Origin of the sequence: Oligoflexus sp., assembly GCF_035712445.1 — a bacterium.
Classification (GTDB): Bacteria; Bdellovibrionota_B; Oligoflexia; order Oligoflexales; family Oligoflexaceae; genus Oligoflexus.
Genome location: NZ_DASTAT010000007.1, coordinates 1 through 12704 on the forward strand (window position 1 = coordinate 1; position 12704 = coordinate 12704).

Annotated in this window: 14 protein-coding genes; 4 read left to right on the forward strand and 10 right to left on the reverse strand. The window is 52.7% G+C overall.

The window, feature by feature from the left end; all coding sequences use genetic code 11:
- Positions 1-577, reverse strand: a 577-nt coding sequence (locus VFO10_RS00875) for a helix-turn-helix domain-containing protein (RefSeq protein WP_325136770.1), incomplete at its 3' end; no start/stop codon positions are given.
- Between the two features lie 56 nt (positions 578-633).
- On the opposite strand from VFO10_RS00875, the gene VFO10_RS00880 reads away from it, so the two are divergent.
- Both VFO10_RS00880 and pip read left to right on the forward strand, forming a co-directional pair.
- The gene (locus VFO10_RS00880) at positions 634-867 is read left to right on the forward strand and encodes a hypothetical protein (protein ID WP_325136771.1); all 234 of its coding nucleotides are present in this window, start codon (positions 634-636) and stop codon (positions 865-867) included.
- A gap of 8 nt (positions 868-875) precedes the next feature.
- Positions 876-1859, forward strand: a complete 984-nt coding sequence (pip, locus tag VFO10_RS00885) for a prolyl aminopeptidase (protein WP_325136772.1) — start codon at positions 876-878, stop codon at positions 1857-1859.
- Position 1860: 1 nt separating this feature from the next.
- Here the strand turns inward: pip and VFO10_RS00890 are convergent, their stop codons facing one another.
- The 4 genes from VFO10_RS00890 to VFO10_RS00905 all read right to left on the reverse strand — a co-directional run bounded on the left by VFO10_RS00890 (position 1861) and on the right by VFO10_RS00905 (position 6602).
- On the reverse strand, positions 1861-2415 hold the full coding sequence (locus VFO10_RS00890) for a dihydrofolate reductase family protein (protein ID WP_325136773.1): 555 nt from the start codon (positions 2413-2415) through the stop codon (positions 1861-1863).
- 101 nt (positions 2416-2516) lie between these two features.
- On the reverse strand, positions 2517-4379 hold the full coding sequence (locus VFO10_RS00895) for a SpoIIE family protein phosphatase (RefSeq protein WP_325136774.1): 1863 nt from the start codon (positions 4377-4379) through the stop codon (positions 2517-2519).
- Positions 4380-4629: 250 nt separating this feature from the next.
- A complete protein-coding gene (locus VFO10_RS00900) occupies positions 4630-5673 on the reverse strand; it encodes an App1 family protein (RefSeq protein WP_325136775.1) in 1044 nt (347 codons plus the stop codon).
- Between the two features lie 14 nt (positions 5674-5687).
- On the reverse strand, positions 5688-6602 hold the full coding sequence (locus VFO10_RS00905) for a pseudouridine-5'-phosphate glycosidase (protein ID WP_325136776.1): 915 nt from the start codon (positions 6600-6602) through the stop codon (positions 5688-5690).
- A 153-nt stretch (positions 6603-6755) separates the two neighbouring features.
- Between VFO10_RS00905 and gcvT the strand changes: the two genes are divergently transcribed.
- Entirely contained in the window at positions 6756-7865 is a 1110-nt protein-coding gene (gcvT, locus tag VFO10_RS00910; protein ID WP_325136777.1) for a glycine cleavage system aminomethyltransferase GcvT, read from the forward strand.
- Positions 7866-7904: 39 nt separating this feature from the next.
- Positions 7905-8285, forward strand: a complete 381-nt coding sequence (gene gcvH, locus VFO10_RS00915; RefSeq protein WP_325136778.1) for a glycine cleavage system protein GcvH — start codon at positions 7905-7907, stop codon at positions 8283-8285.
- A gap of 50 nt (positions 8286-8335) precedes the next feature.
- Here gcvH and VFO10_RS00920 read toward each other — a convergent pair whose 3' ends face one another.
- The 5 genes from VFO10_RS00920 to VFO10_RS00940 form a co-directional block, all read right to left on the reverse strand.
- The gene (locus VFO10_RS00920) at positions 8336-8971 is read right to left on the reverse strand and encodes a YceI family protein (protein ID WP_325136779.1); all 636 of its coding nucleotides are present in this window, start codon (positions 8969-8971) and stop codon (positions 8336-8338) included.
- 174 nt (positions 8972-9145) lie between these two features.
- Positions 9146-9331, reverse strand: a complete 186-nt coding sequence (locus VFO10_RS00925; protein ID WP_325136780.1) for a hypothetical protein — start codon at positions 9329-9331, stop codon at positions 9146-9148.
- Between the two features lie 192 nt (positions 9332-9523).
- A complete protein-coding gene (locus VFO10_RS00930) occupies positions 9524-10549 on the reverse strand; it encodes a rod shape-determining protein (protein ID WP_325136781.1) in 1026 nt (341 codons plus the stop codon).
- A 17-nt stretch (positions 10550-10566) separates the two neighbouring features.
- On the reverse strand, positions 10567-10989 hold the full coding sequence (locus VFO10_RS00935) for a GreA/GreB family elongation factor (protein ID WP_325136782.1): 423 nt from the start codon (positions 10987-10989) through the stop codon (positions 10567-10569).
- Positions 10940-12505, reverse strand: coding sequence for an FMN-binding glutamate synthase family protein (locus VFO10_RS00940; protein WP_325136783.1), 1566 nt, complete (start codon positions 12503-12505; stop codon positions 10940-10942). Before VFO10_RS00940 ends, VFO10_RS00935 begins: the two co-directional genes overlap by 50 nt.
- Positions 12506-12704 lie beyond the last annotated feature (199 nt).

Here is a 12704-nt window from a genome sequence, read left to right on the forward strand (position 1 = left end):
ACATGGAGATATCCCGATCTTCGGAACAGGAAACTGTGTGCTGGTGATCTTCTTTTGGGTTTTCCCTATAGGAATTAGGCGACGGCTCGCGGTGGGGATGAGTGGTTTCGGGAGTGGGGTCTGGGTGCGTGGAGGAGAGGGGAGGGGTGCGTGGGATGAGTCTAAGGCGCGTGCGCTTGCGAATGTGTTTGATTTGGTTTTTGGTGGCCTGGACGTCCTGATAGAGGTCGAAGGCTTTGGTTGTGAAGTGATAGTCGTTGGAGCTTTGTTGGAATTTGCCTTGCGTGTTTAGGAAGCGGACGGCTTTGGTTTTCAGATAATTTTTTGACTCTAACGAACGGAGTTTTTTCCGCACCGTGGATTCACTTATTTTTGTACAGCGGGCGATTGTAGCGATGGATGGGAACGCGGGATGGTCGATGAACCCTTTATCAAAAGGCATCAGGGAACCGAGATAGGTCAGTATGCTGTGTTCATAATGGTCGATGTCATGAAGATGGTCGAATGCTTTGAGATAGCGACCGCCTGAAAATGCTGGATGTTCCGGGGAATTATAAGAAAGCTGTGCCTGTGACATGGGTCCCTCAATCCGTGAGGGAGCGTCTGACATTGAAAAGCGGGCGCGAGTCGCCTATGATCCGTGTCTACGGAACGGCGGGGTCCGCTTTGGGTAAATTGTCAGGCTCCGTTGTTTCGGGAAGCTGGAGTTGGCGCTCCGGCTTCCACCCTAAAGCCAATGTTGTCGCCTACCATAAGTGCAACCGTAAAAACTTCAAAGAAAAATTTTTGGTCGTGGTTGAAAGTCTCCAGGCCTTGCCTCTGGGTATCAGTTCAGGATATGCAGTTCATGAAACACCTGAATTTTGAGGCAAAATATGGCTGTTCGACGCGATCCTCTGACCTGGCAATATCCGGCGATTGAACCCTATCGCAAGGGTCGTCTGAAAGTTTCCTCTGTTCATGAACTTTATTTTGAAGAATCAGGTAACCCCAAAGGCAAGCCCGTAGTCTTTGTCCACGGCGGCCCCGGTGGAGGAACCGATGCGGGTCATCGGCGTTTCTTTGACCCAGAACGTTACCGCATTATTCTGTTTGATCAGCGTGGATGTGGACAGAGCACACCGCATGCGTGTCTGGAAGAGAACACCACCTGGCATTTGGTTGCTGATATGGAAGCCCTGCGCCAGCACCTTGGCATCAAACGCTGGCAGGTGTTTGGTGGTTCGTGGGGGAGCACTCTCGCTCTTGCTTATGCACAGAAGCATCCCGAAGTTGTCACGGAACTCGTTCTTCGCGGAATTTTTCTTTTGAGAAAGCAGGAGATTGATTGGTTCTATCAGTTTGGTGCAAGCGAGATTTATCCAGATGCATGGGAAGCTTACCGAGAAGCGATACCGCCTGCCGAACGGAATGATTTCCTGAGCGCCTATTATAAACGCCTGACCTCAGACGATCCCGAAGTTCGCTTGAAAGCCGCTCGCGCCTGGAGCGTCTGGGAAGGACGCACAAGCAAGCTTTTACCGGAAGCCGGCTTTGTCGATAAGTTCGATGCCGCCGAGTTCGCTTTGGCATTTGCGCGGATTGAATGCCACTATTTTGTAAACAAAGGCTTCTTCGATCGCGACGATTTCCTTCTGCAGGGCGTCGATCGCATTCGCCATATTCCTGCAACCATCGTTCACGGTCGCTATGATGTTGTGTGTCCTTTGACTTCCGCGTGGGCACTGCACAAAAAGTGGCCTGAAGCGGAATTGATGATCACACCCGACGCCGGACATGCCGCGGGTGAGCCCGGGAATTCAAGGGCTCTGGTTGCAGCAACGGATCGGTATGCGAGTCTGGGAGAGAACTGGAACTAAACTATTTTTTCGCCTGGTATCGCATCACGACCATTCCGGAGTCGATTTCCTTGTGGCTCACGAGCTTAAGGTCAACGTACTTCGATAGCCCCGCTAACAACGTTGGACCATGGCCTGCAAGCCTGGGCTGGACGACGAACTCGTACTCGTCGATCAAGCCCAGCTCTGCCAGCGCCAGAGGAAGCGTCACGCCGCATACCAGCAGCTCCTTACCAGGCTCACGTTTGAGCTTTTGGACAGTCTGCCCCAGATCCCCGCGCACCAGCTCTGCATTCCAGTCGACTCGATCGAGTGTGCTCGACACAACGTATTTTTTCGAGGCATCGATTGTCCGACTGAAAGGCTCCATCCAATCAGCCATCCATTCAGGCCTTTTCCCCTCTCGCCACCTCCAGGCAGATTCCATCATTTCATAGGTTACGCGGCCAAAGATCAGAGCATCGGCCCGAGCCAGGCTCTCGGCATGAAAACGGTGCACAGCTTCGGTCGGCAGGCCGGCTTGATGATCGCAGCAGCCGTCCAAAGTGATGTTGATGCAGTATCGAAGAGTTCGCATGATGGACTCCTGCAGTAAGCTGGTGAGTTTTGAACAAATGGTCTGCAGCAATAATCGCAGATTGAGTGGACAGTCGAACGCGTCGGAGACATCACGGCAGCCTAGGAAGCCTTTTTCCACTCCAGATAGAGGTAAGCAAGGTCATCGGCATCGTGCGAATCTTCACCCGCAGCGCGGGTATACTGTTCAAAGTCCTCGATATGCTTTTCATTGCGAGCCACAGCCAGAAGAGTACGCTCCAGCTCGCGGCGTGGCAAGACTTTGCCTGCTTCATTTCGATTTTCGATAAGGCCATCCGTATAGACAAAGATCTTGTCACCAGGCTGGAAATCAAGGCGGACGAGATCGGCTGATGGCACCTCCTCGGTTCCGAGCAGTGAGCCACGGGCCATAAGGATTTTTACCGAATCCTCGCGCACAAGATAAGGAAAGGGATGACCGTGATTCCGCACCACGTAGTAGCCCTTTTCCAGATCCATCCCGATAAGTGCCAGCGTCATGCCCTTATTCAAACGTTTGCTGATATCCATGACAGCATAGTGGATGGCCTGGGCTATGTAGTCGAGCTTCTCTTCAATGCTCAGATTTTTGCCCATCGACTCCAAAACGCTGAGCGCGCCGTGGATGGTGGCCCCGATGGAAACGGCCAGAAGCCCGGAACCAATCCCGTGACCCGTGACATCTCCGACGAGAACGATGCTGTGACGCGATTCCGAAAGATAGGTCAGCGACAGCCAGTCACCACCGAAACGCTCGGCTGGACGATAGAACGAGTGAACGCGCAGACCGGGAATCAACTGAGCCGATTGGTCAATGCGCTCGCGCAGTCCCTGGACGGCCAGCATGGATTCCTCAACTTCCTCACGCTGCATTTGCTCCTTCATCAGGCGGTGCGACGTCTGCTGATTGACATAGGACAGAAGATAGGACTCGATGCAGATGATGCCGAAGAAGCAAAAGGGCATGAGGGCCGGGACATTCAGCAGGTCAATGCCCGAGGCAAGATCGAACAGAGTTCCCGCCACGAGAAGGGCATAAATGCAGGTGAAAAGAAGGTTCTCACGTTTCGGAGTCAGGGCGAGGCGACTGGCGAAAATCACGATGTGGCCGATGAAGATCCAGCTGTAAACCTGAAAGACGAGCATGCTATAGAGGCTGAAGAAATTACCAATCCAGCAGCTTATGGCAAACGACAGCGTTATCCAGATCTTCTTCGCAGGATATTCTTTGGGGAACATCTCATAGGAAAAAGCATCGACAAATACAACAGAACCAAACCATGCGAGGGACTGCAGCATCCAAAACATATGGACATTCACAGCATGGAACTGGAAGAATACGCGGGAGATATGGAGCCCGGCGAAGATCAAAACCATCATACAGAATGCGACGAAGAGGAGTTGATTGCGTTCCTTGCGATTCAAAATCCAGAGCATGGCGTGGTAGAAGGCGACAATGACGATGGCACCCATCAGCCCGACCGCCATCAGCGCATCACGATAAGCGTGGCGTTCATACTCTGCCGCGGGTTCAAGAGTTATCTTGTGAATTCCCGGCCAAAGGGTATGACGGTTGGTCGTCACGACAATTCTTAAAGTGATGGGTTCCTGGGACGCTTTGAGTACGATGGGCTTGCCTGGGATGATAAGATCAGTCAGGCGATCCGGTTGCTCCGGATTCCCGAAGCGGAAGATCTCCTGCTCATTGCGAAAGACCTGATAGACTATCGTGTTCTGCGTATGCTTGGGATTGATGAGTAGAGCCAGATCATCTGAACCATTCGAGGCGGGAATGACGAGTTCATACTGGCCCCGATTCAGATTTTTTAAAGCGGGATCCTGAGTCCAGATGTGGGGGAGGCTCACGTCCTTGGATTTGCCATCTTGAATGAATGTCACCTGAAAGGGCATAGCCGCTGCCAGATTCGACAAAAACAAAAAGATTATGCTTAAGATCAATCTCATTCGATAGCTATCCCATTCACTTGACCCTTCCTCTATCGGCAGAGCCTTGCGAATATTTCAGTTCAAGCCATGAAATTTTTTATGAAAAAAGAGTACGAAGCCGGGCACCCATCCGTTCGAATGAGTGCCGGTAACACCCAAATTTCCCGGAAGATTCGTACATTCTTACAGGGAACAGTAAGAATTAGGTTCTTTCAACCTGCTTAAAAATGAGGCAAAAAAGCCAGACTTGGGAAGAATTGTCGTCTGATCAAAGTCCCCAGCGCTTTAAAACCAACTCAAGCTCGGCGGGCTCACGGAAGTATTCCATGCCCTCCTTGCGATCTGTCGACTTTTGCTCCGGCGGTATGCGAATCAAAATGCCGGTAATTTGCGCAGGAAAACGTCGACGCAGACTGTCATAGACTTCAGGATCTTTTTCGCCGGAATCCCCGATCAGAAGAAACTTCCTTTTGGGAAATCGCTCCATCAGCTCTGCAATGGTCGATGTCTTATAAGCGAGCGAATCCTTCCAAAGAAAGTCGACTGTGCTGGAATCCTTCCAGCGCAGCTTCCGTAATGATACGGTTCCGTGCGGAAAATTCTTTTGAATGAATGCGCTTAAATCCGGATAGAGCTGCCAGGGCGAAGCGGAAACGTAATGAAATACCGCACGCCTGGCTGCGAGTCGCGCATAGAGTCCCGGCATGCCGGGGACCGGCTGATATTCCTTGATGAGGGAGTTCGTCACCAAAGCCTTACGATTCAAAACCTGCGTGATCTTGATCGTATCATCAATATCCGAAACAACCGACAGACCCTCTGGGGAAATCCAAATCGGCGTCTGCCGGCCGCCCTGCTGCCAGGTCAAAGGCAAGGCCCCGGTTTCCAATTGAGCCTTTTCCGAAGCGGGCAGAGTGAGATTCCACTCCGCTGTTATATGCCCATCCGCGCCGCTGGGTCCTGGATTGATGGATCGCATCCCAAGCAGAAAAGCCGGAGATTTATACTCCTTGTTATCCGCTGTAAAACCATGGAGACGACGCTCCAGAGTCTTTTGCTCGGATGGAAATTCAGGCGCCGGAAAAAAACCCTGTACCGACTTCACCAGCGATTTACGCCAGAGCGAATCCTTTTCGGGTTCAAATATCCAGGCCCGAAAACTCAGATGCACTAGCCCGTCCCGGCCTTCATAGGCAAAGGATGGAAAGACGACGAGTTCCTCATCCTTTTGCAAGGTCTGACAGCCGCCGTTCCCAGGCAGGACAGTCAGGAATAAAGCCGCCCCGGCGCACATTCGAACGAAGGAATTCATCGGCATTCATCCCATCACATGAATTGGGTTAAACTCACCGCCAGCTGCGCTCCCACGCGCGCATTATTCTTCACCAGGGCGATGTTTGATTTTAGACTGCGACCCTGGGTTCGCTCGACGATATTTTTCAAAAGAAAAGGAGTCACAGCCTTGCCCTGAATGCCCTGGGTTTGAGCGTCGCGCAAAGCCTCTTCAATCGTTCGCATGATTTCGATCGCAGGAATCTCGTGTTCGAGGGGAATGGGATTGGCGACGACCACGCCGCCCCTCAGACCCAATTCATATTTGGTCTTGATGATCGCGGCCAGCTTCGAAAGTTCATCAACCCTTTGCAGGACAGGGCATCCACTCGAACGGGTGAAAAACGCGGGGAATTCATCCGTTTGATATCCGATCACGGGAACACCCGAGGTCTCAAGAACTTCAAGCGTCTTGGGAATATCCAGGATCGACTTCACACCCGCACAGACCACAGCCACATCCGTCTGGGCCAGCTCGGTCAGATCCGCGGAAATATCCCAGGACTCACTGACTCCGCGGTGAACGCCTCCAAGACCGCCGGTGACGAAAACCTGGATGCCGGCCCACTGCGCCGCGATCATGGTGCCCGCGACTGTGGTGGCCCCGTCCATTTTCTGAGCAATCAAAAGCGGAAAGTCCCGACGCGAAACTTTTTCCACCGAACGATTCTGACCGAAACTTTCCAGTTCCTGATCGGTCAGACCAATCTTCACCCGACCTTTGATAATCCCGATCGTGGCCGGCACCGCGCCCTCTGATCGGATGATCGCTTCCACTTCACGCGCCGTCGCCACATTCTGCGGATAAGGCATCCCGTGGGCGATGATGGTCGACTCCAGAGCGACGACCGCACGGCCCTCCGCTTTGGCCTGGGCAACTTCAGGATGTATGTCAAGATATGGGTGCATGCCAAGGGTCCTTTCCTTCGTTCGAATGACCGGGTGACAAGACCCTTTTTTGCGGCGCAAGTCAACAGTTCTGGCGGCTGCGCCCTGGACTTTCCGGGGGGCCTTAGGTACCCTCGGGGCCTCGGTAAAATCGTTAGGATAAGGGGCGCCAATATGGAAGAAAAGCTCAAGACCACACCTTTATATGCCATCCATAAAAAGCTGAAAGCGAAGACAGCGGGATTCGGCGGCTGGGATATGCCCATCAGTTACGAAGGCGTCCTCGCGGAACATAAAACCGTGCGGGAAGGCTGCGGGATTTTCGATGTCTCGCACATGGGCGAGATTTTCGTATCCGGCCCCGATGCTCTGAAATTTCTGCAGTTTCACACAGTGAATGATGTGAGCCGCCTGGGCATCGGCAACGGTCAATACAGTGCGCTGCCGACGCCGGACGCGGGTTTTGTGGATGACCTTATTATCTACAGATTGGCTGAAGACACCTATCTGCTCTGCGTCAACGCCTCGAACGCGGACAAGGACTATCAGTGGCTGGTCGAGCACAAGGCCGGCTATAACGTGAAGCTCGACAATCAGTCACCCGACTGGGCTCAGATCGCGATTCAAGGGCCAAAAAGCCTGGAAAGCCTGAAGGCGCTTTTGAATGCGGATGATCAGAAGAAAGTGGAAACGCTGAAATACACCGATATCATGCCCACAGACTTCTTCGGCAAGAAGGGTTACACGGCGCGCACCGGTTATACCGGCGAATGGGGTTACGAAATCTATCTGCCCAACGCTGTGGCTGAGCAGGCGTTCACGACCCTTTTGGAAAAAACACCGGCCAAGCCCATTGGCCTGGGCGCTCGGGATACGCTGCGTTTGGAAGCCTGCTATCTGCTTTACGGCAACGATATGGATGAAACCGTAACGCCGATCGAAGCGGGCATCGGCTGGGCTGTGCGCTTTGAAAAAGGTGATTTCCTGGGCAAGGAAAAAATGGAAGCCCAGAAGGCTGGTAAAATTCCCGCCCGTAAAATGGTGGCGTTCCAGCTGGAAGAGCAGGGGATTCCCCGCCACGGCATGGATATTTATAAGGGCGATCGCAAGATCGGTGTGGTCACCAGCGGATCCTTCCTTCCCACGCTTGAATTTTCGGGCGGCATGGCGCTGATTGAAAAGGATGGCGGCCAGGTGGGTGATACCTTTGAAGTTGATGTGCGCGGCAAAAGAAAAGTTGCGAAGATCGTAAAAAGACCCCTATATTCGGCACAGGTTAAGTGATCGCCTGAGCCGTATTTTCATGCTTGAAAGAGGTAAACAATGTCATTTCCTAAGGACCTTAAATACACCCGTGAACATGAGTGGATCCGCCTTGAAAACGGCAAAGCAACCATCGGTGTGACAGGCTACGCCCTGGAGCAGCTCGGCGACGTGGTTCACCTGGAACTGCCTAAAGTTGGCGAAAATTTCAAAGCCGGCGCGACCTTTGGCACCATCGAGTCGACCAAGACCGTGTCCGACCTCTATATGCCCATCACTGGCAAAGTTACTCAGGTGAATACGGCTGCCACCAAGAACCTTGAAGGCCTGGCTGAAGATCCATATAAAAACGGCTGGCTGGTTCAGGTGGAATACGCGAAGGAAGATGGCGAGTTGATCTCGGCTTCTGAATACGAAAAGTATATCGCAGACGAAGAGTAAGCCTGAGGCCGCAGCCAAACTGATCAGGAAGGCTGCGGTCATGCCTCACTTCATTTCTTCGGCGGTCCTTTTTGCGCATCTTCCGCCTTCACGCCTTCCGTCCAGATTCTGATTTTCACCTCGTCACCCACCGCCGGGCCGATATCGACTTTATCATTATAGTTGATGCCGAAGTCCTTTCGATTGATGGTCGCCGAAGCCTGCAGCGCTGCTCTCTGCTGACCCCAGGGATCTTTGACTGATCCCGTGTATTTGCCATCGAAGGTCACATCCTTGGTTACGCCTTTGATGGTCAAGGCCGCCACCATTTTAAAGGCCTCGGGGGTTCCTGTTATGGATTTGCTGACAAGTTTCATCTCGGGGAATTTCTCGACTTCAAAAAAATCCTTGGAACGAAGGTGTTCGTCACGTTTCGCGACGCCGGTGTCGATGGATTTCACCGGAATGGTGGCCGAGACTTTCGTATTCGTAAAGGGCTCGGCCAGTGTGAATTCACCTTTCACATCATTGAATCGACCCTCGACTTCCGAAACAACGAAGTGAGGGATCACGAAGGAAACGCGGGTGTGCGCGGGGTCCACGTCGTAGCGGCCTTTGACAAAATCCGTAGCGGCCATGAGATTAAGGGGGATAAAAAGAAGCAGGGGGGTGATTCCGCGGGTCAAGGCCTGCGCAAGCGTTTTCATAGGTCCTCCATGATCGAATGAAAATTATCTGATCAATCTAAATCATGAAGGCGAAAACCAGAACTGAATGGATCACCCATGTCGCATTAATTCATATAGGAATGAGCCCCGCAGCCGAAGTCTTTGCATTCCGATGATGAGGTGTTGATTCATGAGGATGCCTCGGTTGGCAGCTCAGGCAACGGTGGCCATGGCGCGGATTCTGCGAACTTTCCCATGGTAGACGCTGCCCAAGGGAAGCGTAAGCTTATCGGAAAACGCAGCTACGAGATCTTTTATCGACAGGATAAGCATTCCTGACAGGACGATCGACATGACGAGCGTGGAAAGTGCGGCTGCGATGAGGATAAGGGCTGACATTGTATTACTCCGGTTCTCCCTTGAATGGATGGAACGAAATGTTCCTGCGAGCCCCTGATTGCAGCGCTCATGCCAATCCACAATGCCCTAATATGTTTGGATTTTTTTCTCTTAGACCCTGAAATTGTCCCAAAAGCGGACGCAATCTGTCCGGGAAGGGCAGGCTTTCCATGCCGCAGCGATCGAATATTTTTACGCGCTCACCATACGGATGACTTCCATCTCCTCTAACATGCGGCTCGTCCCACGCAGCGTGGCTCCTGCCGAATCCTTGGCGATTTTTACAGGTACGCCGCAAGACGCTTCCATCAAACTGGCGAGATTTTGCAAAAGGGCTGATCCGCCGGTCAGGATAATGCCCCGGTCGATCAGATCGCCCGACAGCACAGGGGGCGTATTTTCCAGCATCTGCCGTACCGTTCGAATAATGGCACTGACGGGACCGAGGATGGCGTCCTTGACTTGCCGGGAACTGATCTGCCTCGTCTGCGGGAGATAGGAATGAACATCAATACCTTTCACGGTGACGCTTTGTTCGAACTGCCCATAGACATCACAAAGACCAGGCTTGAGTTCTTCAACCGTTCGTTCGCCGACGATCAGGTTGCAGTGATTGCGGAAATAATGGACCAGCGACTCCGTGATGGCATCACCACCAATGCGAATGGATTCGGAATGAACAATCCCGCCGAGGGAAATCACCACAGCTTCCGTTATACCGCTTCCGATATCGACAACCATATTGGCAATGCTCTCGGAAATGTCGAGATCCGCACCGATCGCAGCGGCCAGAGGTTCCTCGACGATGGTCACCGAAGGGCTTTCCAGGATGCTGGTGGCATCTATAACAGCTCTTCGCTCCACATCCGAAATGGAGTAGGGAGCGCCGATCAAAACTCTTGGCCTCTTCAAAAAGCGATGGATACGGGTGCGCTTTGCGATTTCATTCAGCATGGCTTTGGTGGCTTCCAGCTGATCAATCACACCGCCTTGGAGCGGTTTGATCGTCTCCACGCCCTGCGGTTCCTTGCCCATGATTTGGAAGGCCTCGTTGCCTATCGCTAGAATGGACTTTTTGTAGCCGATATCACGCAGGCTGATGACAGAGGGCTCCTTATAAACCAGTCCTTCCCCCCTGATATAAACTGAGGTATGCGACGTTCCAAGATCGATGGCGACGTCGATCGAACTGAGATTCCGGAAAAATTTTCTGATCACAAAAGCCCCCTTTCAGTTCAAAGATGCCAGTCTCCACTGGCTTCCGGCTGGTACGAAATCGAATCAATCACGAGTGCCCGCATCTGGCCATCGCGTGCCTGCCAGCTGATGGTCTGACCCACGCGCGCACCCAAAAGCGCCATTCCAAGTGGAGCGAGGATTGAGATGCGGCCCTGATCAATATCCGCTTCCCTGGGAAAAACCAGGGTGAAGTTACTGTCTCCGCAGCGAATGATGGAATTCATGGTCACGAGGTCAGGTGGCGCCTCGTCCTGCATGATAATTTCCGCTTTTTCGATCTTCTCTTCCCACATCTCGACGATGGAAATGTCCCGGCAGTCGCCGCGAAGGAAGCTTAAGACTCTTTTCAAATCCTGATCGGTGATCATTTCAATCCGCTGTTCCGTTTTTATGTCCTGAAACTGAGTGACTGTTTTCATAGTCAAAAACCTCCGATGAAAAAGACGCTATGCCCAAGCTCTCGCGCAAGCGCTTCAGCTCGCCGTCAGTCGAGCGCCGGGAAATCAAGTCAGCCGTGATCTCACGGCAGTGACTTAAACCCATGGCGCCCAGGATCTGAGCGACGGATTCCACAGTCTTACGATGATAATTGGCCACGCGTTTGGATTTTTCCGTGGTCACCAGCCCCGCCACGAGGTGGGGATTCTGAGTGGCGATACCCGTGGGACAATGATCGGAATCGCACTTCAAAGCTTGAATACAGCCCAAAGCCAACATCATGCCGCGAGCCGAGGCGCAGATATCTGCCCCAAGAGCCATCGCTCGCACAATATCAAAGCCACTGATGATCTTGCCGCTGCAGATGATGCGGATATGAGACCGCAGCTGATGCCGGATCAGACTGTTGTGAACCAGAACCAGGGACTCGGTTAAGGGCAAACCCATGTGATTGGTGAATTCCAATGGAGCCGCTCCGGTCCCGCCCTCGGCACCGTCGACGCTGATGAAGTCGGGCATGATCCCGCTTCGCACTATTTCAAGGCAGAGCTCTTCTATATCTTCGGGACGACCCACGCAAAGCTTGATGCCTACGGGTTTTCCATCGCTTAACGTGCGTAAACGCTCGATAAAAGCCAAAAGCCCGCGAACTGAATCAAAAACCTGATGACGGGGAGGCGACGCTATATCCATGCCGGGCAGAACACCGCGAACCTGGGCGATTTCATCGTTCACCTTGCGGCCGGGCAAAAGACCGCCAGCCCCTGGTTTCGCGCCTTGAGAGAGCTTGATCTCGATCATTTTGATTTGGGGTCGGGCCGCGGTAATTTTGAAATTATTCTCGTCAAATTCGCCCGAAACCTTGCGGCATCCAAAGTAACCTGTTCCAATTTGCCAAATCAAATCCCCACCGTGCTTCAAATGATACTCACTGATGCCACCTTCCCCGGAATTGTGCGCGAACTGGCCCATGGCCGCGCCCGCATTCAAGGACTCGACCGCACGACTGCTCAGAGCGCCGAAGCTCATGGCAGAAATGTGAAAGATGCTGGCGTCATAGGGCTGGCGACAGGCCGGGCCACCGACGGTCACACGCAGAGCCCGGGCATTCACCTGGGTGGGGAACAGCGCATGATGCAGACATTCGAAACCTGGCGCATACATGTCGTGACGCGAGCCAAAAGGGACTGTATCACGCTGGCTTTTCGCGCGACGATAGACGAGGGAGCGCTTTTCACGATTGATCGGCGTTCCGTCAATGTCTGATTCGATAAAATACTGATTAATTTCAGGTCTTATGGATTCCAAAAGGTATCGGAAATGACCCACGACCGGAAAGTTTCTTCGAATGGTATGACGCGTCTGACCGAGGTCGTAAACGGCCACGATCAGAATGAAAAACAAAGGCAGGAAAGCCCACCATATTGCGGAAAAAGCTATCGCCACTGTGATGGAGACCACAGCAAACGCAATAACCCAACGCACCTGAAGACGCATGGATGCTCCGTTCAGCCAAAGGAGTGTATTTATTTTTAAAAATGGAGTTTTGCTGGGCCCCCAGGGTGCCTGGAGATTTCCTGGCTGGAAAATCCGTGCATCCTGGGCTTAAGAGCGTGTCGGGACGGTAAGCCGACCAATACACGTCAGCGAGCCATTGGAGAAAAGAACACGCACGCAAGCCATCCGAGAAATTCCC

Excerpts from the sequence above, each read along its gene's own strand:
- VFO10_RS00880 (WP_325136771.1), top strand. The coding sequence starts at position 634 with ATGATCCGTGTCTACGGAACGGCGGGGTCCGCTTTGGGTAAATTGTCA.
- pip (WP_325136772.1), top strand. The coding sequence starts at position 876 with ATGGCTGTTCGACGCGATCCTCTGACCTGGCAATATCCGGCGATTGAA.
- VFO10_RS00890 (WP_325136773.1), bottom strand. The coding sequence starts at position 2,415 with ATGCGAACTCTTCGATACTGCATCAACATCACTTTGGACGGCTGCTGC.
- VFO10_RS00895 (WP_325136774.1), bottom strand. The coding sequence starts at position 4,379 with ATGAGATTGATCTTAAGCATAATCTTTTTGTTTTTGTCGAATCTGGCA.
- VFO10_RS00900 (WP_325136775.1), bottom strand. The coding sequence starts at position 5,673 with ATGAATTCCTTCGTTCGAATGTGCGCCGGGGCGGCTTTATTCCTGACT.
- VFO10_RS00905 (WP_325136776.1), bottom strand. The coding sequence starts at position 6,602 with ATGCACCCATATCTTGACATACATCCTGAAGTTGCCCAGGCCAAAGCG.
- gcvT (WP_325136777.1), top strand. The coding sequence starts at position 6,756 with ATGGAAGAAAAGCTCAAGACCACACCTTTATATGCCATCCATAAAAAG.
- gcvH (WP_325136778.1), top strand. The coding sequence starts at position 7,905 with ATGTCATTTCCTAAGGACCTTAAATACACCCGTGAACATGAGTGGATC.
- VFO10_RS00920 (WP_325136779.1), bottom strand. The coding sequence starts at position 8,971 with ATGAAAACGCTTGCGCAGGCCTTGACCCGCGGAATCACCCCCCTGCTT.
- VFO10_RS00925 (WP_325136780.1), bottom strand. The coding sequence starts at position 9,331 with ATGTCAGCCCTTATCCTCATCGCAGCCGCACTTTCCACGCTCGTCATG.
- VFO10_RS00935 (WP_325136782.1), bottom strand. The coding sequence starts at position 10,989 with ATGAAAACAGTCACTCAGTTTCAGGACATAAAAACGGAACAGCGGATT.
- VFO10_RS00940 (WP_325136783.1), bottom strand. The coding sequence starts at position 12,505 with ATGCGTCTTCAGGTGCGTTGGGTTATTGCGTTTGCTGTGGTCTCCATC.